The organism is Streptomyces sp. NPDC050433 (genome assembly GCF_044458565.1).
GTDB lineage: Bacteria > Actinomycetota > Actinomycetes > Streptomycetales > Streptomycetaceae > Streptomyces.
Window position 1 is genome coordinate 193572 of sequence record NZ_JBITIB010000005.1, and the last position, 26102, is coordinate 219673.

Here is a 26102-nt window from a genome sequence, read left to right on the forward strand (position 1 = left end):
AGCATGCACGGCCCCGGAATAGCGCAGCCTCCGCCGAGCGGCACACCCACGCCGGGGACGCTCGCCTTCCTGCGAGTGATCTTTGTGGCGATGCCGGTGCTGACCTGCGGCTTCCTCGCGTGGGCGGCCACCCTGCGGGTGGCGATCGTGACCCGGTCCGCCCTGAACTGGTCGCTGTTCGTGGGGAATGTGGCCCTCAACGTGCTGTGGGTCGGCTTCCTCGCGCAGGACAACACCGACGACTTCAGCAGCCCCGCGGGCAACACCGGCATGTTCGGCATGTTGATGACCGGTGCCGCCGCCATCGCCTACTACCTGTACGCGGACTTCAAGCACTACCGGGGCCACGCGGCGCGGTACGCGGGCTACTACCCGCCGTCGGTGACGCCGGGGTACCGGCCGCCCGCCAACTCCGGTTACGGATACGGCGGTCCGACCCGGCCCGTGGCCGGCCCCCAGGCCCAGCAGCCGCAGGGCCGGCAGCCCCAGCCGCAGCAGCCGCAGCCCCAGCAGCCGCAGCCCCGGATCGACCAGGTGCGCGCCGAGCTGGACGAGCTGAGCGACCTCCTCCGCAGGGACAGCCGGGACAGCCGGGACAGCCGCGACGGCGGCGACGGCGGCGACGGCGACAGGCGGTGAACGCCCGCGTCGTCGCGGGCCGTTACGAGATGGCCGGCCTCATCGGCCAGGGCGGCATGGGCCAGGTCTGGACGGCGTACGACCAGCGCCTCGGCCGCCGCGTGGCCGTGAAACTGCTGCGCCCCGACAAGATGGCCGCCGACACCGCCGCCGAGGACCTGCGCCGCCGGTTCATCCGCGAATGCCGCGTCACCGCCCAGGTCAACCATCCCGGTCTGGTCACCGTGCACGACGCGGGCAGCGACGGCGACGAGCTGTACCTGGTCATGCAGTACGTCGAAGGCACCGACCTCGCCGCCCACTTCACCGGCCACGCCCCCTACCCGTGGCAGTGGGCGGCCTCGATCGCCGCCCAGCTCTGCGGCGTCCTCGCCGCCGTACACGCGGTCCCCATCGTGCACCGTGACCTCAAGCCGCGGAACGTGATGGTCCAGCCCGACGGCACGGTCCTCGTGCTCGACCTCGGCGTCGCCTCCGTCATCGACACCGACACCACCCGCCTCACCCACACCGGATCGGTCATCGGCAGCCCCGCCTACATGGCCCCCGAGCAGGTGATGGGCGGCGCCGTCGGCCCGTACACCGACCTCTACGCACTCGGCGTGGTCCTCCACGAACTCCTCAGCGGCAACGTCCCGTTCCCCGGCGCGACCGCCCTCGGCGTCCTGCACCGGCATCTGTACGAGCCGCCCATGCCGGTCCGCCGGATCCGCCCGGAGATCCCCGAGACGCTGGAGGCGATCGTCCTGCGTCTGCTCGCCAAGGACCCGCAGCACAGGCCCGCCGGAGCGCAGGAGGTGTACGAGGCACTCGCCCCGCTGCTCCCCACGCGCGGCGTCGTCGGCGCGCCGCACTCCGGCCAGGCCGGCACACCGCTCGACCCGACCCGCCCGTTCCTGCGCCCGCACGCGCCCTGGCCCGACCGCGCCACCGCGCCGCCGCCCGCGCCCCTGCCGACGCCGCGGAACGTCCCCGCCCAACGCCCCGACGTCGCCGCCGCCGTGGACGAGGCCAAGCGCCTCCTCGGCGAGGGCAGCATCACCCAGGCCGTGGACATCCTCGGCGGGATCCTCCCCGCCGCGGCGGCCGAACACGGCGAACGCTCCCCGGTCGTCCGCATCCTGCGCAAGCAGTACGCGACGACGCTGATGGACGACGGCCAGTACCGCCGCGCCCTGCCCGAGCTGCGCCGCCTCGCCGACGACCGCGCGGCCGAGGCCGGCCCCGGCGACCCGCAGACGCTCCAGTTCCGTTACGACGCCGCGCAGTGCCTCGAACAGCTCGGCGAGGCGGGCGCGGCGCTGGACGAGTACCGCACGGTGCTGCCTTATTACGAAGGCGCCGGGCAGCCGGGCGCCGACCAGTCACGCGCCTTCGACATCAGACACCGCATCGGGCATCTGCTGCTCGCGGTCGGCGACCACGCGGGGGCGCAGCAGCAGTTGCAGTATCTGCTGTACGACGCGGAGCGGGCGTACGGCCCGTACCATCCGCTGCCCATCGAACTACGGCGCGGGCTCGACCGCAGGCAGCAGCTCCGGGGCGGCACCACCCGGCACAGGTAGCTCCCCCGGACCCCGCCGTTCGCGACGCCGCCTCCGTACGGAGAGCACGGCGATGCCCAGCAGCACGAGCAGCGACGCTCCTCCCACGGCGGCGCCCGAACGCAGCCCCGGCGGCCGGAAGGAGCAGTCGACCGAGGTGGTCGTGCCGTCCGGGTCCAGCGGGACGGCGACCAGGCCCAGGGACGAATCGGCCGGCCGCCCTCCGCAGCTCCAGCCGGCGATACGGGGCGCGGCGATGACGGCCGTTCCCGTGCTGCCGGGCGGCAGTTGGGCCCGTACGCCATGGTCCGAGACCCGCACGGACACCGCGCCGGTCCTGGTCAGCCGGTCCACGGCGGCGGCGAGCCGCGTCCGGTCGAGGCAGGCCACCGTGCGTGTGGACGGCGCCTCGCGGTCGAACGTGACGCGCTCACCGGCGCGTTCGGCGATCCCGAGCGATGTCACGGCCGCGCGCCAGCGGGGCTTGTCGCCGCGCAGCATGACCGGCGGGGCGTCGCCGAGCCGGGCGGTGCCGTAGTAGTCGGGCGCCCAGAGGAAGACCTCGCGGCCGGCCGGGCAGGAGCCCGCCACGGGGGCGGAGTAGACGCCCGAGCCGAGCAGCAACTCCTGGTTGCGGAAGGGCGAGCGCCCGTAGTGCGGTCGCGTCCGCTCCGGCGGCCGTACGGTCACCAGCGGCGGCACCTCGGCCCGGCTCAGCACCGGCGCCCCGTCCGTGGACCCGTCGTCCGCCTCCGTACGGAAGCGCGCGCCGACCGCGAACACGGCGTCCACGACCGGACTGTCCAGGCTCTGCACCGCCCGCCCGTTCGACGTCCAGCCGGCGCCCAGCGCGCCGAGCGTGCGCGTCAGCACCTCGGGCGTGTGGCTGCTGTAGTAGGAGGAGCCCTGCCCGCCCAGCAGCAGCGGATCGTTCGCGGTGATCTGGGTGCGCCCCGGATCGGTGCGGTAGCGCGGCCACCCGTCGACCTCGGCGAGCGCGGCGGCGCGCTCGTCGTGCGCCTCGCCCCAGGCCGGGTAGTGGTCGAGCCGGTCGAGCCGTGCCCGGTCGGCGTACGCGGTGGTCGCCGCCGCCTGCCCCGCCAGCCCGCCCACGAGCAGCAGGGCGGCGAGGGCCGCGTACCGGCGCCGGGGGAGCCGTACCAGCAGCAGCGCCGCCACGGCCGCCGCGAGCCCGCACACGAAGAGCGCGAGGGCGCGCCGCCCGGTCAGCGCGTCGGTGGCGGCGACGAGCCCGACCGCGGCCAGCACCCCGCTGCCGCCGAGCAGCGCCCGGCGGCCCGGCCAGCCGTACGCCAGACACTGCCAGGCCGCGATCACCAGCAGCCCGGACAGCACGAACGTCTGCCGGAACGGGCTGCCGTTGGGCGTCGCGAAGGCGTGCCACACCAGATGCGTCGGCCCCCACTGCAAGGAGAGCGCGACCACGCCCGCGAGCCCCGCCCACGCCAGGCGCTCGCGCCTGGGCACGGCGCCGTTGAACGGCAGCACGGCGGCGAGGAGCAGAGCGCCGCCACCCAGGAAGACGGCGGGTGTGAAGAAGTCGTACGTCGCGGGCAGCGCCCGCGCGAACACCTCGCTCCAGCCCGCCGCTTTGAACTCCGTCGTCCAGCCCGGATACGCGTGTCCCGTCCCCATCACCACCGGCAGCAGCACGGGCGCCGCGAGCCCGATCCCGAGCAGTACCGTGACCGCGCCGCGCACCAGGACGCGTACCCGCTCCCGCATCGCCCTCTCGCCCAGCAGGAGTTGGACGCAGAGGACGAGCACGGCGCCGAGGGTCGCCATGTACGCGGTGTAGAAGTTGGCGACCCACGCGAGGGCGACGACGAGCGGGCCGAGGACCGGCCTGCGGCCGGCCCGTACCCACTCGCCGACCAGGCAGAGCATGGGGAAGGCGATCAGCCCGTCGAGCCACATCGGGTTGTACGACGCCTCGATGACGGACCAGCCGCAGAGGGCGTACGTGGCACCGAGCACCCCGGCGACCCACCACGGCGCCGCGCCCCGCCCCGGCGCCGTATCGCCGCGCTTCTTCGCCATCGCCAGGAGCAGCCACGCCATCGCGGCGCCCGCAGCCGCCATCTTGAGCACGGTGATCACGTACACGGCGAGATCGATCCGGTCCCGTGGAAAGAGCCCGACCAGCAGGGCGAACGGACTGGTCAGATAGGTGCCGAGGTCGGGCAGGAACGCGGTGCCGTACCCGGACTGCCAGTTGAGCAGCAGCCCGCCGTCCCCGCGCCCGTGCAGCAGGTCCCACAGCTTGGCGTGGAACGGGACGAACTGATTGCCCAGGTCATTGACGCTGCGGGTGCCGGAGCCGAACGGGAAGCTCCGGGCCACCACGTCACCCGCGCAGACGGCGGTCACGGTGACGAGGGCGGCGAACGCGGCTGCCCGGCCACGTACGGATTCCAGGGTCGGCGGAGTGCTCGGCATAGTGATCGAATATGTCAGCCCGGATCCTGACAAAAGAGCTGTTAGCCCTCCAGTTCATGTGATCGCCTCTTGTAATTCATGTGTGGACCGCATCGGTGACATTGCCATGGGATGTCGTTCTACGGTGCTGATCTCGATAGTGGTCCCGTGCTTCAACGAAGAGGAGATCGTCGACCGCTTCCACGACCATGTGACCGATCAACTCGCCCTGCTCGAAGGGGAACTCGGGCATGAATTCGAGTTGGTCTACGTGGATGACGGAAGCCGGGACGCCACTCTGGAGCGGTTGGAGAGAATCGCCGCGGCCGACTCCCGCACCCGTTACGTCTCCTTCAGCCGCAACTTCGGTAAGGAGGCCGCGATGCTCGCCGGCCTCCAGTACGCGAAGGGCGAGGCCGTCGTCATCATGGACGCGGACCTCCAGCACCCACCGGAGCTGGTCCGCCGCATGCTCTCCCTCTACGAGGAGGGGTACGAGCAGGTCATCGCCCGCCGTACCCGCACGGGCGACCGCGTCACCCGCACCCTGGCGGCCCGCGCCTACTACCGGCTGATCAACCGGCTGATCGACGTGGAACTGGTCGACGGCGTAGGGGACTTCCGGCTGCTCTCGCGCCGCGCGGTCGACGCGGTGCTCGGCCTCGCCGAGTACAACCGCTTCTCCAAGGGAATCTTCGCCTGGGTCGGTTTCCGCTCGACCACCTTCGAGTACGAGAACGCCGTGCGCGAGCAGGGCCGTTCCAAGTGGAGCTTCGGAAAGCTGCTCAACTACGGCCTCGACGGCATGCTCTCGTTCAACAACAAACCGCTGCGGGCCGCGCTCTACCTCGGACTTGTGCTGCTGTCTCTCGCCTCCCTGTACGCGGCGTGGATTGTCGGCGTCGCGGTGGTGAACGGGGTCGACACCCCCGGCTATGTCACACTTCTGGTGGCCGTCACGGCCCTGTCGGGGGTGCAGATGGTGATGGTGGGAGTCGTCGGCGAGTACGTCGGCCGCATCTATTACGAGGTGAAGCGGCGCCCCCACTATCTGGTGGCGGCGACCGACGTGGACCGCCCGCGCCGCCCGCTCGCGACAGCGGCGCAGGAGCAGGACCAGCCGCTGGACCAGGAGCAGAAGCAGGAGCTCGTAGGCAGATGACGGTCCGGGGCCAGCTGATCCGATTCGCGCTCGTCGGGGTCGTCAACACCGGTACGTACTACGGCTGCTATCTGGTGCTGCTGACCTGGCTCCCGTACGTCGCGGCACATGTCGCCGCCTTCGTACTCAGCATGATCGGCTCTTTCTTCCTCAACTCCCGCTTCACCTACCGCACCCGGCCGACCTGGCGGAAGTTCCTGCTGTTCCCGCTCACCAACGCGGCGAACTTCACCATCACCACCTCCGGCGTCTATCTGCTGGTCGACGTGCTGCACTTCAGCAGCCGATACGCGCCGCTGATCGCCGCCGCGGCGGCGATCCCGATCACGTTCGTCGTCTCCCGCACGATCATGCTGCGCCCCGACGCCGCGGACCGCCCGGCACCGGAGTCGGCGCCGGTCGGACAGCGGACGGGACATCGGACGGGATAGCAGGCGTCCCCGGCGAAGTTTTCGCAAAAAGCCCGGCCGACTGGATCGGATCCGCTGCCACTGCCTAACATCGATCAACGCACGGTCGTTTTCACGATCCAGGAGGCACCCCTTGCACCGCCGCCGTCGCACAGCGCTCACACTCTCAGCCGCGCTCCTCGCAGCGGCCCCGCTCCTCACCGCCTGCGGCAACGACGCCCATCCCGGGGCCGCGGCCGTCGTCGGCGGTGAGCGCATCGAGGTGTCCACGCTGCAGGGCCAGGTCCGGGAGGTACGCGACGCGCAGGAGGCGTCCCCGCAGGCGGCCGAACTCATCAAGAACACCGCCCAGCTCAGCCAGGCCAAGCTCAACAGCATGATCTTCGACGAGATCCTGCAGAAGGCCGCGGACGACGCGGGCGTGACGGCGTCCCGCAAGGAGATCCAGACCACCCGGCAGGCGGCGGCCCAGCAGTCCGGCGGCGAGGCCAAGCTGGCGGAGCTGCTGCTCCAGCAGGGCGCGCTCACCCCGGACCAGATCGACACCGCGATCCGCCGCGAGGTGCTGATGGGGAAGCTGGCGCAGTCGCTCGGTGCGAACACCAGCACGCCGGAGGGCCAGCAGAAGGTCCTCGCCGTGCTGGTCAAGACGTCCGAGGAGCTGGGCATCGACGTCAACCCGCGCTACGGCGCGTGGGACATCAAGCAGGTCAGGCTCGGCGAGGCGAAGACGCCCTGGCTCACCCAGGTCACCAAGGAAGCCCCGCCGGAGCAGGAGCAGATCCCGACCGGGGCGTGACCGCCCCGGCGGCGGGCCGGCGGCCGGGGGGTAGGTTGCTTCGGTGACTGAAGAACCCGCCGTAGAACCCGCCGCCGACCCCGGCCGTATCGTCCTGCTGACCGTCAGCCACCGGGTCGCGCCCGGCGTGCTGTCCTGGCCCGCCTGGCAGACGCTGCACACGGCCGACCAGGTCCTGTGCGCGGACGCCGCGCATCCGCAGCTGCCGTATCTCCGCGAGGCGGGCGTCACTGTCGAACAGGCCGCGCCCACCGCGCAGGAACTGGTCGCGGCCTGCGCCGGCGGCCGTACGGTCGTGGTCCTGCCCTCCGGTGAGGGCGACCAGGCCCTCACCGACGGCCTCTCCCGCCTGGCGGGCTCGGGCCGCGTCCAGATGCCCGACCTGGAACTGCTCCCCGGCTCGTACGACCTGCCGGGCGCCCGGCTCCTGGACCTCGTCCAGGTCATGGACCGTATCCGCGCCGAATGCCCGTGGTCGTCCACCCAGACGCACCAGGGCCTCGCCAAGTACGCGATCGAGGAGGCCTACGAACTGGTCGAGGCGATCGAGAGCGGCGACCGCGACGAACTGCGGGAGGAGCTGGGCGACGTACTGCTCCAGGTCGTCTTCCACGCCCGTATCGCGGAGGAAGAGGAAGAGCCCTTCTCGATCGACGACGTCGCGGCGACGATCGTCGAGAAGCTCATCCACCGCCACCCCCATGTCTTCGGCGACGAGACGGCCGAGACCCCGGCCGACGTCCACGCGCACTGGCTGCGCACCAAGGCGGCGGAGAAGCAGCGCGACTCGGTCACGGACGGCGTCCCCCTGGCCCAGCCGGCCCTCGCCCTGGCGGCCAAACTCGCCTCGCGCGTCGCCGCCGCCCCGCTGGACGTCCCGCTCCCGCAGGGCGAGGGCATCGGCTACGAACTCCTCGCCCTGGCGGCCCGCGCGGAAGCGTCAGGCACCGACCCGGAGTCCGCACTGCGGGCGGCGGCGCGCACGTACCGCGATGCGATCCGTGCGGCGGAGTCGGAGGCCAGGGGGTAGACACCCAGGCTCGTCATTTGAGCAGGGCGGCGAGGTCCCAGACGTGCAGCACACCGTCGCGGCCCGCGCTGACGGCGACCTGTCGGCCGTGGAGCTCGATGGTCAGCACGGTCTCGACCTGGGCGCGGTGACCGAGGAGCGGGTCTGCGATCGGGGTGCCGGCCACGAGGTCCCACACCCGTACGGTCTCGTCCTCGCCACCGGTCACGGCGAGCGCCCGGCCGCCGACCGTACAGGTGTCGACGGCGTTGACGGGCCCCTCGTGACCGCCGAGCGGGTCGTGCAGAGCCTCGTCCTCGTACGCGTCCGCCTCGTCGGCCGGCACCTCCCACACGTACACCTCGCCGGTGTCGACCCCCGCCACCGCGAGCGCTCCCCCGCCGGGCCGGGCGGCGGGGGCGACCGCGAGGACGCTCTCGTCGTCGTACGTGGAGAACAAGGCCGCACGCGTCGTGTACGGCAGGTCCCACAGCTCGACGCCGCCGTCGCCGCCCGCGGCGATCAGCCCGCGTCCGTCGATCCACGCGGCGGCCACACTCCGTACCCCGGAGACGGTGTCCACCAGCACCGGGGGGCCCAGTACGGGCTCCCCTGCGACCGGCTTCCACAGCGCGACCTCCTCGGAGTACTGCTCGGCCGTGACGAAGAACGAGGTGCCCGCCCCCTTCATCGCCGCCACGTCCGCCGTGTAGGCCGCCTCGAACGTCGTACCCCGGATGAGCCGACCGCTCTCCAAGTCCCAGGCAGCCACGCCCTGTTCGTCGCCACCCGCCACGAGCACCACGCGTCCGCCGTGCACGCCGACGGCCAGCGAGTCGATCTCGTTCGTGGCGTCCGGGTACCGGGCGGCGGCCGGATCGTCGCCACAGGCGAAGGCCAGCGGCCGCTTCAGCCAGGTATCCTGCGCCGGATTCCAGGTCCACACATGCCCGACCCAGTCGGCACAGACGATGAGTGGGCCACCCGCCACCTCGGTGACCGCGAGGTTCCTGATCGGGTGGGCGGAGGGGATCGCGCGGGTCAGCAGCAGTGCGTCTGTCATGCGCCAGAGGGTAATTCCCGCCTCTGACAACCGGCGTTCATGGTCAAGGCGGGCGAACTGGCCTGGTTCCTCAAAGAGTTGGAGCAGGTTGTGGGGCGGCAAGGTTGGCGGGAAGCACGACCGAGGGGCGACCAATGCCGGGCACGCCCCCGCCCCGCCGGCCTCTCGGCCAACCGACCGGCCACCTCGGGCCCGTGACCGGGTCCGCGCACCACACGTACTGCCGGTGGGGCTCCACGGTCATGCCGTAGTCGTACAGCGCCGGGCTCCCGTGGCCGAGCCACCGTCGGGAAACCACGCCCATTGTCCGTTGGGGTTGCACTCGTACATCCACCAGCGCCCCACGCGATCAAGGCCGAAGTCGAAGGCCCCGAAGACCAGACCGAAGGCCGCCAGATAGGCCCGGACTCCGCCGGCGACCTCCGTCGGCGTATCGATCAGGGTGTAGGACAGCGACTCATAGTCCCGGCGCCAGTCCAGGCCCGGCGCCCCGTCGATGCGTACCGCGAACAGCTGATTGCCCACCACCGTCAGTCGAACGTCGGCGACCTTGTCCACACGCTGCTGGAACAGATGGACTGTGGAGGCTACGCCTGCGTCGATCTCCGACGGGCTCACCTCCTCGACCCAAACGGTGCGCGCCCTGCCGTCGTCGGTGAGGTGGTCGGAGTTCCAGACAGGCTTGTAGAAGACCGGTCCGTACTCCGTCGCGAATTGCCGGGCTCGCCCACGGTCGTTGGTGAGCAGCGTCGGAGGTACGGACAGCCCGCACCTTGCCGCGGTGGCTAGTTGGGCGGGTTTGTGTTCGGCGTCGCGGTTGCGCCACGGGTGATTGACGTAGTGGGCACCGGGAAGTGCCCCCAGAACTCCACCGAGCCCGTACCGGGCCTGATCCGCGCACCAGCCCGCGTGGTGCGCCGACATCTCCTTCGCGCCTGAGTACGTGCCGGGTCGCCGCCAGTACACCGAACGAACTCTGTCGAGACGGATACGACGGGTCGCGGTACGCGCGCTGCCACTGAGTCCGGTCTCGCCCAGAACCGCGTTCAACGTCACTCCGGCCGGGAATTCGCCGGGATCCAACCGGGCCACAGCCACGTGGCGTTCGTTCAGTTTCTCGATGACCAGATCAGCGGTGAAATCGTCAACCTTCGTGACAACCAGGACAGTTGGCTCGCAGTCGGCCTCCGGCATCAGTCGGTCTCCTGGTCGGTGCCTTCATCCGCATTGCCGTCCAGGCTGGTTTTCGGTTTCGTTTCCCTCGCCGTCGAAGGCTTCTGGTGCTTTCCACCCATCGGTACGGGTACGCCGTCCTCGTCAAGCCACTGCCCCATCTGTGTTTCGGGGTTCAGCACGATCGTGGTGCAGGGGAACGGCTCTCCGGGAGGGAACGGCCGCATCCGGGTCAGCCCCCACGGCAGATCAGGTACGGCACTTTCCTGGGTCTCATTGAGCATGGCGTGACTTCTCCCCGTCATCGTGGTTCGCGGCTCGGACAGGTGATCTCTCTGCGCGGGCGGATGGACCCTCCCGACGCAACGTAGGTGGCAAGGAAGGCCCCCTACCAGGGAGTTGCAGAAACATGCGGATTGACTGAAGGGCCACTCTCCGTAAGGCTGCTCTCACTGCAAGTTTCCGCAATGTCCCGCAGGGGAGGCCGGCGTGGAACTCACTCTCGTCGCCAAAGATCCCGACTCCGAGCCCAGCGGTTCGCCGACGCTCTACCGCACCGACCGGGGGTCCTGGGTCGTGCAGGGCTGGGTGGTCACCGACCCCGACGCGCTCGCCGCGATGACCATCCCGGACGGTGAGACGTGCGTGGAGATCCCGGATCGGATGATCCCGTTCTTCCGTGAGAAGCAGTGATGCGTCCGGTCGGTTACGACGAACTCAACGCTTTGTGCAGGGGCATCAAGAAGTCGTTCGTGCACCTGGAGACCCGAGACGCGTACGGCACCGAGGTCGAGCTTCCCCACATGGCGAAGTGGCGCCGCGGTGAGCCCGACGATTTCGGCTGGCTCGACTGGTGGTTGGAGATGCTGCGTGGCCACCGTGCCGCAGGCCGGACGTGCCGCCGGGCCCGGGTTGTGTCCGAACCCGTCAGCGACTACCAGCGATGGACGATGAGTCATGCCGAGGTGCTCCTCGGCGCGGGCGAGGACATCCGCTATCTGGGCCGCCCAGGGCTCGCGACGGTGCCACTCCCGGGGAGCGGCGACTTCTACGTCTTCGATGACGAACTCGTACTGTTTCTCCACTACGCCGGCGACGGGACCAACGCCTCGTTCGAAATCACCGAGGACGTACGGACAGTCGCAACATGCCGACAGGCATTCGAGACCGTCTGGGACCAGGCAACGCCGTTCCATGAATACCGACCCAAGTAGTTCCGTCACCCAGTCGCGCAAGGAACTCGGCGCCCGGCTTCGTCAGCTCCGCAAAGCCGCAGGACTGACGGGCAAGGCGGTGGCCGACGCCACCTCCCAGCATGTGACCCGCGTCAGCCGCATCGAGAACGGGATCCAGGCGCCGACTGAACGCAATATCCGTGACTGGTGCACCGCGTGCGGTGCCGACGACCAGGCACCCGACCTGATCGCGACCGCCCAGTCGGTCGAGTCGGCGTATCTGGAATGGTCGAGGCAGTCCCGGGCGGGCATGAGACGCCTCGGCGACCTGCACTCCATCGCCACCTACCGGCAGACGTCGGTCTTCCGCATCCACGAGCCGATCGTGATACCCGGCATCTTCCAGACGGAGACATACATCCGGCAGATGCTCGCTGTCTGGTACGCGTTCCTCAACGCGCCCGACGACGCCGACGCCACCGTGGCCATGAAGGCCGAACGCACCGCCGTCGCCCTGCGCCCGGCCAACCGCATCATGGTGGTCCTCGGCGAACAAGCACTCCGCACCCGCCGAGGCACCCCCTCCGACCACGCCGAACAACTGACCCATCTGCTGTCGCTCATGCGTCTGCCCTTCGTGTCCGTCGGAATCATCCCGACCGACGTCCAGCGGCGGGCCATCGGCACCATCGGATTCTGGATCTTCGACAACAATGCCGTCGCCCTGGAGACACCCACGGCCGCGATCAAAGTCACCAGACCGCAGGAGATCGGGCTGTACGTGGCGATGTTCGACCAACTGCAACGCGAGGCCGTCTACGGCCATGCCGCGCGCCAACTCGTCGCCACGGTACTGGCGAGCCTGTAGGGCTGGTTCGGCGAGGACTGTGCGCACAATCCTGCGGTGCACCAGGCGCGTTCACGCGTCCTGCCGGGCAGGGGAGTTGGTCAGGCGGCGTACGCCTCGGTGCCAGCGAGCCAGACGAGGCGGGCGGACAGGTCTTCGGCCCGGCCGAAGTACCGCACGATGTGTTCAGCGGCGGCGAGTTGCCAACGCCGGTGTCCCTCGACCGCGATGACCTCGGCGCTGTCGTCCGCGTACGCGAGTCCCCACGCGACGACGAAGGCGTCGGCGTCCTCCGTGCCTGGGCGGTACTCCTCCACGACCGCGAAGAGGCGGGGAGCGGTGTCACGTACGAGTTCGTACACCTCCCGCGCGAAGTCGAACGGCTCCGGGGCAGGGCTCTGCGGCGCTACGGTCGTCATGGATTTCCCCTGTCTGTAGGGAGGGTGACGCCTGCCCGGCCGATGTGGTTGGGCATGGCGAGTAAGGCGCCGCGAGGCGCGGCCAGTTGAAGTGGCGTGCTTCACACCGTAGCTGTGGACGCTATGATTCATCTACTAATCTTGAGCGGAACATCCATATGGGTGAGGTAGAAGAATGTCACCGAAAGTGCTACCAGCCACAGTGCGGCAGCGGCGCCTGGGTAATGAGCTGCGCAGGCTCCGCCAACAGGCAGACCTCACCACCGCTCAGGCCGGGGTGCTCGACGGTTCATCCCAACCCCGCATCAGCAGCATCGAGTCGGGGCGGTACGCGGTCGGCGCCGATCGTGTCCGGGCGCTCGCCCGTAGCTACAGCTGCACGGACGAGGCATACATCGAAGCGCTCACGGCGATGACCGGCGGGCGGACGCGCGGGTGGTGGGACGAGTACCGCGACATGCTGCCGCCGGACACGATCGATCTGGCGGAGCTGGAGCACCACACGACGTCGATGCGCACGTCGTCGGTGGTCCATCTGCCGGGGCTGCTCCAGACCAGGGCGCACGCGCACGCTGTCATTAGCGACGCCGTACCGGCGTTTGCCCCGCACGAGGTGGAGCACCGCGTCTCCTACCGGATCAAACGGCAGGTGGTGCTGTACGGGGAGAATCCGACGCCGCTAACAGCAATCCTTCATGAGGCCGCCTTGCGCATGGGCTTCGGTGGCCCGGAGGTAGCTCGCGCGCAGTTGAAACATCTGCTCGACGTGAGCGACTTCGAGCACGTCACCATTCTGGCGATTCCGTTCGGCGCTGGCACGTTCCCCAGCGCCGGAACGGGCATCTACTACATGGCTGGGGCTGTCCCCGCTTTGGACACGGTTCAACTCGACACCGATCACGGGGCCGGGTTCCTCGATACCCAGCCGCATCTGGTGAAGTACCGGACGGTTCTGGACCGTATGGAGAGTTGTAGCCTCGAACCATCGAAGTCCCGGGATCTGATCCGCCGGGTCGCCGCAGACTTGTGAGAAGGGGAACATGCATGCCTGCCCTCCACTGGCAGAAGTCCTCGTTCAGCGCCGAGGCGAACGGCTGTGTCTACCTCGCGGCGGCTGACGACGGCTCCATCAAGATCCAAGAGAGCGACGAGCCCGACACCATCGTCACCACGACTCCCGAAAAGCTCCGCGCCTTCATCCTCGGCGTCAAGGCAGGGGAGTTCGACCACTTCGCCGACACGGGTGCGGACACCTCTGCGCCGTAACGGTTCAATCCAGCCACGCCGTCGGTGGTGGCAGGCAGGTCTCCTCGGTCAGCAGCGTGCCCGACAGCTGGTCGGCGGTCATCTCACGCGCGTCGGTGAGGTCGGCACCCCCGGTATCCCCGCGGCCAGCCCTGTCCCGGTCCGATGCCGACGAACCCAACGGGCCGAGGCCCGCATTCCGTTCTTGATCCGCTCAACAGCTCTCACGACAGCCCATCCCACCTCATGACGCCGTATCCCCACCAGGTATCCGGATACGGCTCCTGAACCCGGCTTTTGCGGTGAGGCTCAAGTGCGTTGCCGCCACTGAGCGCGGACTGCGAATCTGCTACCGCCATCGAGCGCGCTTCTGAACGCCCGCGCCGTAGGCACCTGGTCCGGACACCGCCGTACTCCCGTACGGAAGGACCCTCCATCCGACCTGAACCACATACGCGTTGAATCCCTGTTTATCGCATCTTGATCGCAGCTTCCTAGGATCGGTCGACCGACCCGCGCCGACCCGGCACCGGTGCGCTGCGGCGCAAGATCCGAGCAACGGGGGACAAGATGCTCCGCATTCACTTCACGGAAGTGGATCTGGCCAGGACCCGTCTTGCCTCCGCTCCTGATCCTCTCTTCGAGATCGCCGCGAGTCTGCACCGGTTCCAGTCCCGGAAGGGACGGTGGGCCTACGCCGACTGGCACCGCACAGCACGGCAGCAACTGCGGGAGGCGGGGCTGGGGCGGGTCCTGCGGAGTGTCCTGCTGCCGTTGTACCCAAGGGCCGCGTACTACCCGGACTTTCTCACTCCTGTCGAAGCCGTGGACGGCCCGGACGCGGGACTGGAGTCGATTCTGGCCACGCCTCCGCAACGCGTCATGACGGAGATGGCCATCCTCGACCGGACCGTCGGAGCACCCGCGTGGGCCGGGCAACTGGCCGGACCGGAGACGCGCAAGGAGTTCGTGGGGATGCTGCGCGCGTACTACGAGGCTGTCGTCGTCCCGCACAAGGAGCAGGTGCAGGCGCGTATCGAGGCCGAGCGCGCGGCACGCTGCCGAGGGCTTCTCGACGGCGGGGTTGAGGGCATGCTCGCGGGACTCGGGCCCATGCTGCGCTGGCACCCGCCCGTCCTGGAGGTCTCCTACCCCAGGCAGGCGGAAGACCGGGACCTGTATCTGAACGGCCGGGGACTCACCCTCGTCCCCTCGTACTTCAACTGGGGCGAGCCGGTCGCCTTCGCCGACCCGAAGCTGCCGCCCGTGGTCTGGTACTCGCTGCTCCACGAGCCCGAAGCCCGCTCCCTGGGCGACGACCCCGAGCAGTCCCTGACCAACCTGCTCGGGCGCGCCAGGGCAGTTGCCCTGCACGCGGCGTCCGCCGGTGCCACGACCGGCGAGATCGCCCGTGCCGCCGGGGTCTCCGCCTCCTCCGCCAGCAGACACGCCACCGTGTTACGCGACGCGGGACTGGTCACCACGGTCCGCAACGGCCCCAGCGTGCTGCATACCCTCACACCCACGGGCGCTTCCGTGCTGCGCACCGCCATGCGCAAGGCCGAGGAGGATGCCACGGGCACGGTGGTCTGAGCCGACGGCCCGACGGCCCGACCCCCCGACGGACCGGCAGCCCGCGACGGCCGGCTCTCAGACCGGGCCGGTTACTGTCGGGCCATGCACGACCTGCCCTCCGGGACCGACGCGCCCGAACTCTTCACCTGGGAGTTCGCCACCGACCCCTACCCCGCGTACGCCTGGCTGCGCGAGCACGCGCCCGTGCGGCGGACGACGCTGCCGAGCGGGGTCGACGCGTGGCTCGTGACCCGGTACGTGGACGCCAAGCGGGCGCTCGCCGATCCGCGGCTCTCCAAGAATCCCGTGCATCACGCCGAGCAGGCGCACGCCAAGGGGAAGACGGGGATTCCGGGGGAGCGCGGTGCGGAGTTGATGACGCATCTGCTGAACATCGATCCGCCCGACCACACCCGGCTGCGGCGGCTGGTGTCGCAGGCGTTCACACCCCGGCGGGTGGCCGAATTCGCGCCCCGCGTAAAGGAGTTGACGGACGGTCTGATCGACGCGTTCGCGGCGAAGTGGGAGGCCGACCTGATCCATGACTTCGCCTTTCCGCTGCCCATCTACGCGATCTGCGATCTGCTCGGCGTGCCGCGCGAGGACCAGGACGACTTCCGCGACTGGGCCGGGATGATGATCCGGCACGGTGGCGGGCCGCGCGGTGGTGTCGCGCGGTCCGTGAAGAAGATGCGGGGGTATCTCGCCGAACTGATCCACCGCAAAAGGGACGACCCCGGCGACGATCTGATCTCCGGTCTGATCCGCGCGAGCGACCACGGCGAGCACCTCACCGAGAACGAGGCCGCCGCGATGGCGTTCATCCTCCTCTTCGCGGGGTTCGAAACGACCGTGAATTTGGTGGGTAACGGGGTGTATGCCCTACTTCGTCACCCCGACCAGCGTGAGCGCCTTCAGCGCTCCCTCCGCGCCGGCGAGACGGATCTGCTCGCGACCGGCGTCGAGGAACTGCTGCGTTACGACGGGCCGGTGGAGCTGGCCACCTGGCGCTACGCCACCGAGCCCGTCCAACTCGGCGGGCAGAGCGTCGCGGTGGGCGACCCCGTCCTCGTCGTACTCGCCGCCGCCGACCGCGATCCGGACCGGTTCGCCGATCCCGACCGGCTCGACCTGTCGCGTAGTGACAACAAACACCTCGGCTACGGCCACGGCATCCACTACTGTCTCGGCGCACCGCTCGCCCGGCTGGAGGGGCAGACCGCCCTCGGGACGCTGCTGACTCGTCTGCCCGACTTGCGACTTGCGGTCGATCCATCCGAATTGCGGTGGCGTGGTGGGTTGATCATGCGTGGACTGCGCACGCTCCCGGTGCGGTTCACAGCGGTGAGTGACTGACGAAACGTCAGCACTGTGACTTTCACGTGATCTACGCTGCATCGACTTGTGACAGGCGTTCGAGTACGGCTACGTTCACGACCGTCTCACCAGTCTCACGGAAGGCAACCGCATGCGCTCCGGGAATGGCCGGCACCGTCGGCCCCGTCAGGCTCCTGCCCTCGTCGTCGCGGCAGGGGTGACAGGCTCGGCGATCGCCATCCCGTTGCTCGGCGCGACCGGCGCGAGTGCGGCCGACGCCTCCACCTGGGACCGCGTCGCCGAGTGCGAGAGCGGCGGCATGTGGAGCGCCGACCTCGGCAACGGGTACTACGGCGGGCTCCAGATCTCGCAGGAGACCTGGGACGACTTCGGCGGTACGGCGTACGCCCCCACCGCCGACCAGGCCAGCCGCAGCCAGCAGATCGCCGTGGCCGAGAAGATCCTCGCCGAGCAGGGGCCGAGCGCGTGGCCGACCTGTGCGCTGGTGACCGGGCTCACGGCGGAGAAGGGCGGGGACGCGGATACGGACGCGGATACGGCTCCGGACAGCGAGGCCACCGAGACGCCCGACGAGTCCGAGCCCAGCGAAGAGGCCGTGCTGCCTCCGGCTCCCGAGTCGACTCCGTCGTCCGGGCAGTTCGGCCGCGACTCCGCCTCCGGCGCCGACAAGCCGAGCGCGAAGCCCAGTACCGAGCCCAGCACGGGACAGGGCAAGCACCGTGGCGAACCGGCCCCCGAGTCGAGCGGGTCGGCCGACACCGGCACCGGCGCCGAGGCCTCGGACGGATCGGCCGAAGCAGGCAAGTCGGGTGAGTCTGACGAAGCCCGCGAAAGTGGCCGCCATGCCTCACGAGGTGACGGTTCGACGCGCGACGGCGACGCCGACGACGGCTCGTACACCGTCCGCACCGGTGACAATCTCTGGGCCATCGCGGACGAGCAGAAGGTGGAGGGCGGCTGGCCCGCGCTCTACGAGGCGAACCGCGAGGTCGTAGGCTCCGACGCCGACCTCATCCTGCCGGGCCAGAGCCTCGATCTGACCGTGAAGCAGGGGTAGTTAAGCCGCCTATGTCCGGACCTGCGTAAGTGAGACAAGGGTCTCTTCGACCCAACTGGCGCCGCCGGACGGCCAACTCGCCCCGCTCTCGCCCGACCTGCGTAAACAGAGGTTTCCTCGGGGCGAGATGGGCGAATCATCCCGGATGTTCCTCCTTTGAACATCCGGGATGTCTGTGTTTACGGTCTTAACCGCTCGCACCGCGGGCACCGTCGACCGTCACGCCGAATCCTGCCGTCGGTCGGGGGGAGTAGTCGTCGCGTCAAGCGCCGAAGGCAGGAGCGGGGGACCCAAAGGTAAGTGCCGGTCACGACGGCCGGCTCGGGGTGCAGCCGTGTGCAGGGGGACGTGAAGGCGTTCTCGGGTCGCACGGCCGGGCAACTCACTTGGCCCGAACCCGACAGCTCACCTCGCAGGCGTCGGTGAGGAGATCTCGCATGCTGTTTTCCAGCGCGTCCGGCAAGGGCAAGCACCGCCGTCCGTCCAAGGCCGCCCGTTACGCCACGCTCGCCGGCATCACCGGTGCCGCCGTCGCGGCCCCGCTGATCGGCGCCACCTCCGCCTCCGCGGCCACCACCGCCGAGTGGGACGCCGTCGCCCAGTGCGAGTCCGGCGGCAACTGGTCGATCAACACCGGCAACGGCTACTTCGGCGGTCTCCAGTTCTCCGCCTCCACCTGGGCCGCGTACGGCGGCAACGCCTTCGCCTCCAGCGCCGACCAGGCCTCGAAGTCCCAGCAGATACAGATCGCCGAGAAGGTCCTGGCCGGCCAGGGCAAGGGTGCCTGGCCGAGCTGTGGCGTGGGCCTGTCCAACGCCGCGAACGACGCCGGTTCGGCCGACGACGCCCCGAAGGCCGCCCCGGAGCAGTCCGCGCCGAAGGCCGCCCCGAAGAAGCAGGCCGCCCCGCGCGCCGAGCAGGAGCAGCCCGCCTCCCGCACCGAGACCCGCGGCCCGGTCAAGAAGGGCGACGGCGAGTACAAGGTCAAGGCCGGCGACACCCTCTCCGGGATCGCCGAGACCAAGAAGGTCGAAGGCGGCTGGAAGAAGCTCTTCGAGCTGAACAAGGACATCGTCGAGGACGCCGACGAGATCTTCCCGGGCCAGCAGCTGCACCTGAGCTGACCCTTCCCCACCTAGGTCCGCCCGGCCCACCGGACCGAATGCTCGGACATTCATGGCTGAACGGGCATTCAGGACTCTTTTCGTCCCAGCGGGCGGGCATCTGCCGACCGCCGACCGGGAGCCGGTTAGGCTCATGCCGCAAGGCCAATGAGACCCTGCACTCCACGCGTCACATCCCAGAAGGAGATGCTCGTGCCGTCCATCGACGTCGTCGTAGCCAGGGAAATCCTTGACTCCCGAGGCAACCCAACGGTCGAGGTCGAGGTCGGCCTCGACGACGGCAGCACCGGCCGTGCTGCTGTCCCCTCCGGTGCGTCCACCGGTGCGTTCGAGGCCCTTGAGCTCCGCGACGGTGACCAGAACCGCTACCAGGGCAAGGGAGTCGAGAAGGCGGTCCTCGCCGTCATCGAGCAGATCGGCCCGGAGCTGGTCGGTTACGACGCCACCGAGCAGCGCCTGATCGACCAGGCGATGTTCGACCTGGACGCCACGCCCGACAAGTCCTCGCTCGGCGCCAACGCCATCCTCGGTGTCTCCCTGGCCGTGGCGCACGCCGCCTCCGAGGCTTCGGATCTGCCGCTGTTCCGCTACCTCGGCGGCCCGAACGCGCACCTGCTGCCCGTCCCGATGATGAACATCCTCAACGGCGGTTCGCACGCCGACTCCAACGTGGACATCCAGGAGTTCATGATCGCGCCGATCGGCGCCGAGTCGTTCTCCGAGGCCCTGCGCTGGGGTGCCGAGGTCTACCACACGCTGAAGAAGGTCCTGAAGGAGAAGGGGCTCTCCACCGGCCTCGGCGACGAGGGCGGCTTCGCGCCGAACCTGGAGTCCAACCGCGCCGCGCTCGACCTGATCCTGGTGGCCATCAAGGAAGCCGGTTACGCGCCGGGCAAGGACATCGCGCTCGCGCTCGACGTGGCGGCCTCCGAGTTCTACAAGGACGGCTCCTACGAGTTCGAGGGCAAGTCCCGCTCGGCCGCCGAGATGACCGAGTACTACGAGGAGCTTGTCGCCTCGTACCCGCTGGTCTCCATCGAGGACCCGCTCTTCGAGGACGACTGGGCCGGCTGGAAGGTCCTCCACGACAAGCTGGGCTCCAAGGTCCAGATCGTCGGCGACGACCTCTTCGTCACCAACCCCGAGCGCCTGGCCCGTGGCATCGAGGAGGGCTCGGCCAACGCCCTTCTGGTCAAGGTCAACCAGATCGGTTCGCTGACCGAGACCCTGGACGCCGTGGAGCTGGCGCAGCGCAGCGGCTTCAAGTGCATGATGTCGCACCGCTCCGGCGAGACCGAGGACGTCACGATCGCCGACCTGGCCGTCGCCACCAACTGCGGCCAGATCAAGACCGGCGCCCCGGCCCGCTCCGAGCGCGTCGCCAAGTACAACCAGCTGCTGCGCATCGAGGAGATCCTGGACGACGCGGCGGTGTACGCGGGCCGCAGCGCGTTCCCCCGCTTCAAGGACTGACCAGGCGGGCCACCACCGGCCATCCGTCCGCCCGTCGTACGGCCGTCCCCGGCCACGGTCCCGTACCGTGTCCGGGGACGTACGCGCGTACAGAGGCAGTACGGCGGTACAGAGGTACGAGGGGTTCGCGACACCCCCCAGGGAGGCGGGACCATGGCCGCGAACAGGGACCGGTTCTCCACCGCGACCAAGATCAGGATTCTGGGCGAGCAGACCGCCGCCCGCGTCTACCGCTCGCAGACCCGCAGGCAGGCCCGCCGCTCCCGGCTCACCGGACGCGCGGCCTTCCTCGTGCTCGTCGTCTGCTCGCTGATCGTCGCGCTCGCCTACCCGATGCGGCAGTACGTGTCGCAGCGCGGCGACATCGCGAAGCAGGAGCAGTTGACGCGCGAGGCGGCGCAGCGGGTCGAGGAACTGCGTGACGAGAAGGCCCGCCTCCAGGACGACGCGTACATCCAGCGCCTCGCGCGCGAGCATCTGCACTACGTGATGCCGGGGGAGACCGGCTACATCATGGCCGACCCCAGGGCCGCCGACGAACGCCGCACCGATGAGGGCGCGGCCGACCGGCCCTGGTACTCCAATCTCCTGGACGGCGTCGACAGCGCCGACCGGGCGGACAGATAGACACCGAGGAAACCGACGCAGGTATGCAAACGCCCCCTCCGCAGACCGAACGCACCGAACCGACCGAGGCGGACGTCGACGCGTTCAGACAACAGCTCGGCCGCCCCCCGCGCGGTCTGCGCGCCATCGCGCACCGCTGCCCCTGCGGGCAGCCCGATGTGGTGGAGACCGCCCCGCGCCTCCCGGACGGCACGCCGTTCCCGACGTTCTACTATCTGACCTGCCCGCGCGCGGCCTCGGCCATCGGCACGCTGGAGGCGAACGGCGTCATGAAGGAGATGACCGAACGCCTCGCCACCGACCCGGAGTTGGCCGCCGCGTACCGCAAGGCGCACGAGGACTACATCGCGCGCCGCGACGCCGTCGAAGTGCTGGCGGGCTTCCCGAGCGCCGGCGGGATGCCGGACCGGGTGAAGTGCCTGCACGTACTGGTCGGGCACGCGCTCGCGGCGGGTCCGGGAGTGAACCCGCTGGGCGACGAGGCGCTGGCGATGCTGCCCGAGTGGTGGCGCAAGGGCCCGTGTGTGATCCCGTTCACAAAGCCTGACGAAGCTGCCGGAGGTACCGAATGACCCGGATCGCCGCCGTCGACTGCGGGACCAACTCCATCCGCCTCCTCGTCGCCGACGCCGACCCCGCCACCGGCGAACTCGTCGACCTCGACCGGCGCATGACGATCGTGCGGCTCGGCCAGGACGTCGACCGGACGGGCCGGCTCGCCCCCGAGGCGCTGGAGCGCACCTTCGCGGCCTGCCGCGAGTACGCCGCGATCATCAAGGAACACGGTGTGGACCGGACCCGCTTCGTGGCCACCTCCGCGTCCCGCGACGCGGAGAACCGCGACGAGTTCGTACGCGGCGTCCTCGACATCCTCGGTGTCGAACCCGAGGTGATCACCGGCGACCAGGAGGCGGAGTTCTCCTTCACCGGCGCGACCAGGGAGCTGGCCGGCCGCGCCGACCTGGAGAAGCCCTACCTGGTCGTGGACATCGGCGGCGGCTCCACCGAGTTCGTCGTCGGCGCCGACCGGGTCACGGCCGGGCGGTCGGTCGACATCGGCTGCGTACGGCTCACCGAGCGGCACCGCCTGGCCGACCCGGCCACCCCCGCCGACATCACCGCCCTGCGCGCGGACATCTCCGCCGCCCTCGACACGGTGGCGCGGGACGTCCCGCTCGGCGAGGCCCGCACCCTCGTCGGCCTTGCCGGCTCCGTCACCACGGTCGCGGCGATCGCGCTGGGTCTGACGGCGTACGACTCGGAAGCGATCCACCACGCGCGCATCCCCTTCGACGTCGTCCGGGAGATCACCACGACGCTGCTGTCCTCCACCCACGCCGAACGCGCGACGATCCCGGTGATGCATCCGGGCAGGGTGGACGTGATCGTGTCGGGCGCGCTGATCCTGCTCACGATCATGGAGCGGACGGGTGCGCGGGAGGTCGTGGTGAGCGAGCACGACATCCTCGACGGCATCGGTTGGTCGATCGCCTGACCTGCCTGACCCCCCTGAGCCCGGCTGGCCCGAGCGGGTGAACCTGGCGGCGTTCCAGGGCCTCCCGGGCGTCCGCCGAGCCCCCGCCGAGCGTCTTTACGGGGGTTTTACGCGGCCTCTGCGTACCGCCCCGGAACGAAGTTCGTGAAGTTCTTCACAAGGAAAACCGCCGGGTTGGACGCACATCACTCTCGGGGGACCCCCGGCGCCGCCCCGACGCCCCTGTACGACCGGTCAACGGGCCGTTCCGGCGGCGTTGCGGGCGTGTGAACCACTCGGTGGTCGGCCCGGTGGTCCACCCCTGGGGCGGGTCTCAAGGGCCAGCTCACAGGGGGTGCGGATGGCCCTGCGAGACCGTGTGGTTCCGCTGCCGGAACACGATGTCGATCAAGCGGGCCGCGCAGTGTAGCAGAGGTATGAGGGGTGCTTGTGAAGGGGCTCACGAGCACCCCCTCCGGGGCGGGTGGATACTCGATGGCATGAGCACCACGGAGCGTCCCAGGATCCTTGTTGTAGGCGGAGGGTACGTAGGCCTGTACGCGGCTCGTCGCATTCTGAAGAAGATGCGCTACGGGGAGGCCACGGTCACCGTCGTCGACCCCCGCTCGTACATGACGTACCAGCCCTTCCTCCCCGAAGCAGCCGCCGGCAACATCTCGCCTCGGCACGTCGTCGTACCGCTGCGGCGCGTGCTGCCCAAGGCCGAGGTGCTCACGGGCCGGGTCACCACCATCGACCAGGACCGCAAGGTCGCCACGGTCTCCCCGCTCGTCGGTGAGGCCTACGAGCTGCCCTTCGACTACTTGATCGTCGCGCTCGGCGCCGTCTCCCGTACCTTCCCGATCCCCGGCCTCGCCGAGCAGGGCATCGGTATGAAGGGCATCGAGGAGGCGATCGGTCTCCGTAACCACGTGCTCGAACAGCTCGACAAGGCCGACTCGACGACCGACGAGGACGTCCGCCGCAAGGCGTTGACGTTCGTCTTCGTCGGCGGTGGCTTCGCCGGCGCCGAGACCGTCGGTGAGGTCGAGGACCTGGCGCGTGACGCCGCGAAGTACTACACGAGCGTCAAGCGCGAGGACATGCGCTTCCTGCTGGTCGATGTCGCCGACAAGATCCTTCCCGAGGTCGGCCCGAAGCTGGGCAAGTGGGGCAAGGAGCACCTGGAGAGCCGCGGCGTCGAGGTCTACCTCAAGACCGGCATGGACTCCTGCGTCGACGGCCGCGTCGTGCTGGGCAACGGACTTGAGGTCGACTCCAACACGATCGTGTGGACCGCGGGCGTCAAGCCCAACCCGGCGCTCGCCCGCTACGGTCTGCCGCTCGGCCCGCGCGGTCACGTCGACACCGACGCCAAGCTCCAGGTGACGGGCACCGACCACATCTGGGCCGCCGGCGACAACGCCCAGGTCCCGGACATGGCCGCCCGCAAGGCCGGTGTCGAGAACGCCTGGTGCCCGCCGAACGCCCAGCACGCGCTGCGGCAGTCGAAGGTCCTCGGCGACAACGTGATCTCCGGCCTGCGGGGCTTCCCGCAGAAGGAGTACAGCCACGCCAACAAGGGCGCGGTCGCCGGCCTGGGCATGCACAAGGGCGTCGCGATGATCGTCGTCGGCAAGCTGAAGATCAAGTTCCGTGGCCGGCTCGCCTGGTACATGCACCGCGGCTACCACGGCATGGCGATGCCGACCTGGAACCGCAAGATCCGTGTCTTCGCCGACTGGACGCTCTCGGCGTTCCTCAAGCGCGAGGTCGTCTCGCTCGGCGCGATGGAGACACCGCGCGAGGAGTTCTACGAGGCGGCCAAGCCCGCCCCGGCGCGTCAGGCCGCCGCCCCGGCGCCGGAGTCCGGCTCGGAGCAGGTGAAGGCCGAGGCCGGCACGAGGGTCAAGGCCTCCTGAACCGCGCGCGGCGCGCGTAGCGCTCGTACCGACCCGAAAGGGCCGCCCGCCATCCGTGGTGCGGGCGGCCCTTTCGTGTGCGCCCGGCGCCGAAGGTGGGTACGACATGCCTGGCAAGGGTGTGCATCGGTAGATTTGGTCATAAAATGCGTGGCCGGTGCAGCTATTTTTGCCCGCACATTGCGTGCTGCCGGGACTGCGACACCTCCCGGCGGTGTTCATATGTGTGTTGAGCATTTCTGGGATCCACCATCACGGAGGTGTGCGCCATGGCCGACGCCGCACTGCGGCTGAGCACTCTTGCCGAGGAGCTGCTGGGAGCCCCGCTCCCCGTACGTATCCGCGCCTGGGACGGCAGCGAGTCGGGTCCGCCCGGCGCGCCGACATTCGTCGTCCGGCACCGCCGGGCGCTGCGCCGACTGCTGTGGAAGCCGGGCGAACTGGGCCTGGCCCGCGCCTGGGTGGCCGGTGAGATCGACATCGAAGGTGATCTGTACTCCGCCCTCGGCCACATCGCCGGACTGCTGTGGGAGAGCGACGCCGACGCCGGGGACGCGGTGCACCCGCTGCGCGACCCGCGGATGCGGGCGGCGGCGAAGCGCATCGTGGAGATCGCGGGACCCTGGCCGCCGCCCCCGCCGCCCCCCGAGGAGGTACGGCGCAGAACCGGCGCGCTGCACACCAAGCACCGGGACAGAGCCGCGATCAGCCACCACTACGACGTGGGCAACGACTTCTACGAGATGGTCCTCGGGCCCTCCATGGTCTACTCGTGCGCCTACTTCGACGAGCCCGGCTCCACGCTTCAGGACGCGCAGCGCGACAAGCTCGACCTCGTCTGCCGCAAGCTCGGGCTGACGGAGGGGCAGCGGCTGCTCGACGTCGGCTGCGGCTGGGGCTCCATGGCCATGCACGCGGCGCGTGAGTACGGCGTCCAGGTCACCGGAGTCACGCTCTCCCGCGAGCAGGCGGCGTTCGCGCGCAAGCGCATCGCCGAGGCGGGCCTCACCGACCGGATCGAGATCCGGGTCCAGGACTACCGGGACGTCAGGGACGGTCCGTACGACGCCATCTCGTCCATCGGCATGGCCGAACACGTCGGTTCGGTCCGCTACCGCGAGTACGCCGACGCCCTCTTCGCCCTCCTCAAGCCGGGCGGCCGGCTGCTCAACCACCAGATCGCGCGCCGCCCCGAACGGGACGAATCCCAGTACCGGATCGACGACTTCATCGACGCGTACGTCTTCCCCGACGGCGAACTGGCCCCGCTCGGCCGCACCGTCGCCACGCTGGAGGAAGCGGGCTTCGAGGCCAGGGACGTCGAATCCCTGCGTGAGCACTACGCGCTGACGCTCCGTCATTGGGTGCGGAACCTGGAGAAGCGCTGGCCCGAGGCGGTACGGGCCACCTCACCCGGCCGCGCCCGCGTCTGGCGCCTCTACATGGCCGCGTCGGCGCTGTCCTTCGAGCACAACAGGATCGGCGTCAACCAGATCCTGGCGGTGAAGCCCGGCGAATCAGGCGTCTCGGGTCTCCCGCTGCGGGCGCGTACCTGGCGCTGACACGATTCAGGCACGCGGCGTATCGC

The 26102-nt window shown here is 69.8% G+C and carries 26 protein-coding genes and 1 riboswitch; of the genes, 21 read left to right on the forward strand and 5 right to left on the reverse strand.

Annotation, left to right across the window (positions count from 1 at the left end; all coding sequences use genetic code 11):
* Window positions 1-3 precede the first annotated feature (3 nt).
* Complete coding sequence (locus ACIBLA_RS08835) at window positions 4-639, forward strand: hypothetical protein (protein ID WP_399198186.1); 636 nt, start codon at window positions 4-6, stop codon at window positions 637-639.
* On the forward strand, window positions 636-2204 hold the full coding sequence (locus ACIBLA_RS08840) for a protein kinase (RefSeq protein WP_399198188.1): 1569 nt from the start codon (window positions 636-638) through the stop codon (window positions 2202-2204). The genes ACIBLA_RS08835 and ACIBLA_RS08840 overlap by 4 nt, the downstream gene beginning before the upstream one ends.
* Here the strand turns inward: ACIBLA_RS08840 and ACIBLA_RS08845 are convergent.
* Window positions 2145-4643, reverse strand: coding sequence for a YfhO family protein (locus ACIBLA_RS08845; RefSeq protein WP_399198189.1), 2499 nt, complete (start codon window positions 4641-4643; stop codon window positions 2145-2147). The two genes, ACIBLA_RS08840 and ACIBLA_RS08845, sit on opposite strands and share 60 nt — an antisense overlap.
* A gap of 124 nt (window positions 4644-4767) precedes the next feature.
* Here ACIBLA_RS08845 and ACIBLA_RS08850 point away from each other — a divergent pair, with 124 nt between their 5' ends.
* The 4 genes from ACIBLA_RS08850 (at window position 4768) to ACIBLA_RS08865 (ending at window position 8023) form a co-directional block, all read left to right on the forward strand.
* On the forward strand, window positions 4768-5784 hold the full coding sequence (locus tag ACIBLA_RS08850) for a glycosyltransferase family 2 protein (protein ID WP_363243199.1): 1017 nt from the start codon (window positions 4768-4770) through the stop codon (window positions 5782-5784).
* Complete coding sequence (locus ACIBLA_RS08855; RefSeq protein WP_399198190.1) at window positions 5781-6215, forward strand: GtrA family protein; 435 nt, start codon at window positions 5781-5783, stop codon at window positions 6213-6215. Before ACIBLA_RS08850 ends, ACIBLA_RS08855 begins: the two co-directional genes overlap by 4 nt.
* Before the next feature lie 112 nt (window positions 6216-6327).
* Window positions 6328-6993 carry a SurA N-terminal domain-containing protein gene (locus ACIBLA_RS08860; protein WP_363243197.1) on the forward strand — a complete coding sequence of 222 codons (666 nt, stop codon included), beginning with the start codon at window positions 6328-6330 and terminating at the stop codon, window positions 6991-6993.
* A 43-nt stretch (window positions 6994-7036) separates the two neighbouring features.
* The gene (locus tag ACIBLA_RS08865) at window positions 7037-8023 is read left to right on the forward strand and encodes a nucleoside triphosphate pyrophosphohydrolase (protein WP_399198191.1); all 987 of its coding nucleotides are present in this window, start codon (window positions 7037-7039) and stop codon (window positions 8021-8023) included.
* Window positions 8024-8036: 13 nt separating this feature from the next.
* Here ACIBLA_RS08865 and ACIBLA_RS08870 read toward each other — a convergent pair whose 3' ends face one another.
* From ACIBLA_RS08870 to tgmA, 3 genes are all read right to left on the reverse strand, one after another.
* Window positions 8037-9065 (reverse strand): WD40 repeat domain-containing protein, encoded by a 1029-nt coding sequence (locus tag ACIBLA_RS08870; RefSeq protein WP_399198192.1) that lies wholly within the window; start codon window positions 9063-9065, stop codon window positions 8037-8039.
* A gap of 240 nt (window positions 9066-9305) precedes the next feature.
* Complete coding sequence (tgmB, locus tag ACIBLA_RS08875) at window positions 9306-10259, reverse strand: ATP-grasp ribosomal peptide maturase (protein ID WP_399198193.1); 954 nt, start codon at window positions 10257-10259, stop codon at window positions 9306-9308.
* Window positions 10259-10522: a putative ATP-grasp-modified RiPP gene (gene tgmA, locus ACIBLA_RS08880; protein ID WP_399198194.1), complete on the reverse strand. Its 264-nt coding sequence runs from the start codon at window positions 10520-10522 to the stop codon at window positions 10259-10261. Before tgmA ends, tgmB begins: the two co-directional genes overlap by 1 nt.
* A gap of 205 nt (window positions 10523-10727) precedes the next feature.
* Between tgmA and ACIBLA_RS08885 the strand changes: the two genes are divergently transcribed.
* Genes ACIBLA_RS08885 through ACIBLA_RS08895 form a run of 3 tightly spaced genes read left to right on the forward strand, consistent with a single transcriptional unit; the run spans window position 10728 to window position 12281 of the window.
* Window positions 10728-10931 (forward strand): hypothetical protein, encoded by a 204-nt coding sequence (locus tag ACIBLA_RS08885; protein WP_363243193.1) that lies wholly within the window; start codon window positions 10728-10730, stop codon window positions 10929-10931.
* A complete protein-coding gene (locus ACIBLA_RS08890) occupies window positions 10931-11452 on the forward strand; it encodes a DUF6879 family protein (protein WP_399198195.1) in 522 nt (173 codons plus the stop codon). The genes ACIBLA_RS08885 and ACIBLA_RS08890 overlap by 1 nt, the downstream gene beginning before the upstream one ends.
* On the forward strand, window positions 11433-12281 hold the full coding sequence (locus ACIBLA_RS08895; protein WP_399198196.1) for a helix-turn-helix domain-containing protein: 849 nt from the start codon (window positions 11433-11435) through the stop codon (window positions 12279-12281). The genes ACIBLA_RS08890 and ACIBLA_RS08895 overlap by 20 nt, the downstream gene beginning before the upstream one ends.
* A gap of 80 nt (window positions 12282-12361) precedes the next feature.
* Here the strand turns inward: ACIBLA_RS08895 and ACIBLA_RS08900 are convergent, their stop codons facing one another.
* Window positions 12362-12679 (reverse strand): hypothetical protein, encoded by a 318-nt coding sequence (locus tag ACIBLA_RS08900; RefSeq protein WP_399198197.1) that lies wholly within the window; start codon window positions 12677-12679, stop codon window positions 12362-12364.
* 175 nt (window positions 12680-12854) lie between these two features.
* On the opposite strand from ACIBLA_RS08900, the gene ACIBLA_RS08905 reads away from it, so the two are divergent.
* From ACIBLA_RS08905 to ACIBLA_RS08960, 12 genes are all read left to right on the forward strand, one after another.
* Complete coding sequence (locus ACIBLA_RS08905) at window positions 12855-13709, forward strand: helix-turn-helix domain-containing protein (RefSeq protein ID WP_399198198.1); 855 nt, start codon at window positions 12855-12857, stop codon at window positions 13707-13709.
* Between the two features lie 14 nt (window positions 13710-13723).
* A complete protein-coding gene (locus tag ACIBLA_RS08910) occupies window positions 13724-13945 on the forward strand; it encodes a DUF397 domain-containing protein (RefSeq protein WP_399198199.1) in 222 nt (73 codons plus the stop codon).
* A 549-nt stretch (window positions 13946-14494) separates the two neighbouring features.
* Window positions 14495-15517: a helix-turn-helix domain-containing protein gene (locus ACIBLA_RS08915; protein ID WP_399198200.1), complete on the forward strand. Its 1023-nt coding sequence runs from the start codon at window positions 14495-14497 to the stop codon at window positions 15515-15517.
* A gap of 84 nt (window positions 15518-15601) precedes the next feature.
* Window positions 15602-16855: a cytochrome P450 gene (locus ACIBLA_RS08920; RefSeq protein ID WP_399198201.1), complete on the forward strand. Its 1254-nt coding sequence runs from the start codon at window positions 15602-15604 to the stop codon at window positions 16853-16855.
* A gap of 112 nt (window positions 16856-16967) precedes the next feature.
* Window positions 16968-17894: a transglycosylase family protein gene (locus tag ACIBLA_RS08925; RefSeq protein WP_399198202.1), complete on the forward strand. Its 927-nt coding sequence runs from the start codon at window positions 16968-16970 to the stop codon at window positions 17892-17894.
* 257 nt (window positions 17895-18151) lie between these two features.
* A riboswitch (cyclic di-AMP (ydaO/yuaA leader) is annotated at window positions 18152-18328 on the forward strand.
* Window positions 18329-18331: 3 nt separating this feature from the next.
* A complete protein-coding gene (locus ACIBLA_RS08930) occupies window positions 18332-19018 on the forward strand; it encodes a transglycosylase family protein (RefSeq protein ID WP_399198203.1) in 687 nt (228 codons plus the stop codon).
* A gap of 186 nt (window positions 19019-19204) precedes the next feature.
* Window positions 19205-20491, forward strand: coding sequence for a phosphopyruvate hydratase (eno, locus tag ACIBLA_RS08935; protein ID WP_363243183.1), 1287 nt, complete (start codon window positions 19205-19207; stop codon window positions 20489-20491).
* A gap of 153 nt (window positions 20492-20644) precedes the next feature.
* Window positions 20645-21118 (forward strand): septum formation initiator family protein, encoded by a 474-nt coding sequence (locus ACIBLA_RS08940; RefSeq protein ID WP_399198204.1) that lies wholly within the window; start codon window positions 20645-20647, stop codon window positions 21116-21118.
* A gap of 23 nt (window positions 21119-21141) precedes the next feature.
* Entirely contained in the window at window positions 21142-21690 is a 549-nt protein-coding gene (locus ACIBLA_RS08945; protein WP_399198205.1) for a DUF501 domain-containing protein, read from the forward strand.
* A complete protein-coding gene (locus ACIBLA_RS08950) occupies window positions 21687-22613 on the forward strand; it encodes a Ppx/GppA phosphatase family protein (RefSeq protein ID WP_363243180.1) in 927 nt (308 codons plus the stop codon). Before ACIBLA_RS08945 ends, ACIBLA_RS08950 begins: the two co-directional genes overlap by 4 nt.
* A gap of 479 nt (window positions 22614-23092) precedes the next feature.
* Window positions 23093-24514, forward strand: coding sequence for an NAD(P)/FAD-dependent oxidoreductase (locus tag ACIBLA_RS08955; protein WP_363243179.1), 1422 nt, complete (start codon window positions 23093-23095; stop codon window positions 24512-24514).
* Between the two features lie 269 nt (window positions 24515-24783).
* Window positions 24784-26076 (forward strand): cyclopropane-fatty-acyl-phospholipid synthase family protein, encoded by a 1293-nt coding sequence (locus tag ACIBLA_RS08960; RefSeq protein ID WP_363243178.1) that lies wholly within the window; start codon window positions 24784-24786, stop codon window positions 26074-26076.
* Window positions 26077-26102: the final 26 nt, after the last annotated feature.

Bases quoted from the DNA above. Each gene is read 5' to 3' on its own strand.
- tgmB (WP_399198193.1), bottom strand. From the start codon at position 10,259: ATGCCGGAGGCCGACTGCGAGCCAACTGTCCTGGTTGTCACGAAGGTT.
- ACIBLA_RS08845 (WP_399198189.1), bottom strand. From the start codon at position 4,643: ATGCCGAGCACTCCGCCGACCCTGGAATCCGTACGTGGCCGGGCAGCC.
- ACIBLA_RS08945 (WP_399198205.1), top strand. From the start codon at position 21,142: ATGCAAACGCCCCCTCCGCAGACCGAACGCACCGAACCGACCGAGGCG.
- ACIBLA_RS08835 (WP_399198186.1), top strand. From the start codon at position 4: ATGCACGGCCCCGGAATAGCGCAGCCTCCGCCGAGCGGCACACCCACG.
- ACIBLA_RS08930 (WP_399198203.1), top strand. From the start codon at position 18,332: ATGCTGTTTTCCAGCGCGTCCGGCAAGGGCAAGCACCGCCGTCCGTCC.
- ACIBLA_RS08900 (WP_399198197.1), bottom strand. From the start codon at position 12,679: ATGACGACCGTAGCGCCGCAGAGCCCTGCCCCGGAGCCGTTCGACTTC.
- ACIBLA_RS08890 (WP_399198195.1), top strand. From the start codon at position 10,931: ATGCGTCCGGTCGGTTACGACGAACTCAACGCTTTGTGCAGGGGCATC.
- ACIBLA_RS08940 (WP_399198204.1), top strand. From the start codon at position 20,645: ATGGCCGCGAACAGGGACCGGTTCTCCACCGCGACCAAGATCAGGATT.
- ACIBLA_RS08925 (WP_399198202.1), top strand. From the start codon at position 16,968: ATGCGCTCCGGGAATGGCCGGCACCGTCGGCCCCGTCAGGCTCCTGCC.
- ACIBLA_RS08905 (WP_399198198.1), top strand. From the start codon at position 12,855: ATGTCACCGAAAGTGCTACCAGCCACAGTGCGGCAGCGGCGCCTGGGT.
- ACIBLA_RS08915 (WP_399198200.1), top strand. From the start codon at position 14,495: ATGCTCCGCATTCACTTCACGGAAGTGGATCTGGCCAGGACCCGTCTT.
- ACIBLA_RS08910 (WP_399198199.1), top strand. From the start codon at position 13,724: ATGCCTGCCCTCCACTGGCAGAAGTCCTCGTTCAGCGCCGAGGCGAAC.
- eno (WP_363243183.1), top strand. From the start codon at position 19,205: ATGCTCGTGCCGTCCATCGACGTCGTCGTAGCCAGGGAAATCCTTGAC.
- tgmA (WP_399198194.1), bottom strand. From the start codon at position 10,522: ATGCTCAATGAGACCCAGGAAAGTGCCGTACCTGATCTGCCGTGGGGG.
- ACIBLA_RS08870 (WP_399198192.1), bottom strand. From the start codon at position 9,065: ATGACAGACGCACTGCTGCTGACCCGCGCGATCCCCTCCGCCCACCCG.
- ACIBLA_RS08950 (WP_363243180.1), top strand. From the start codon at position 21,687: ATGACCCGGATCGCCGCCGTCGACTGCGGGACCAACTCCATCCGCCTC.
- ACIBLA_RS08895 (WP_399198196.1), top strand. From the start codon at position 11,433: ATGAATACCGACCCAAGTAGTTCCGTCACCCAGTCGCGCAAGGAACTC.
- ACIBLA_RS08955 (WP_363243179.1), top strand. From the start codon at position 23,093: ATGAGCACCACGGAGCGTCCCAGGATCCTTGTTGTAGGCGGAGGGTAC.
- ACIBLA_RS08920 (WP_399198201.1), top strand. From the start codon at position 15,602: ATGCACGACCTGCCCTCCGGGACCGACGCGCCCGAACTCTTCACCTGG.
- ACIBLA_RS08855 (WP_399198190.1), top strand. From the start codon at position 5,781: ATGACGGTCCGGGGCCAGCTGATCCGATTCGCGCTCGTCGGGGTCGTC.
- ACIBLA_RS08960 (WP_363243178.1), top strand. From the start codon at position 24,784: ATGGCCGACGCCGCACTGCGGCTGAGCACTCTTGCCGAGGAGCTGCTG.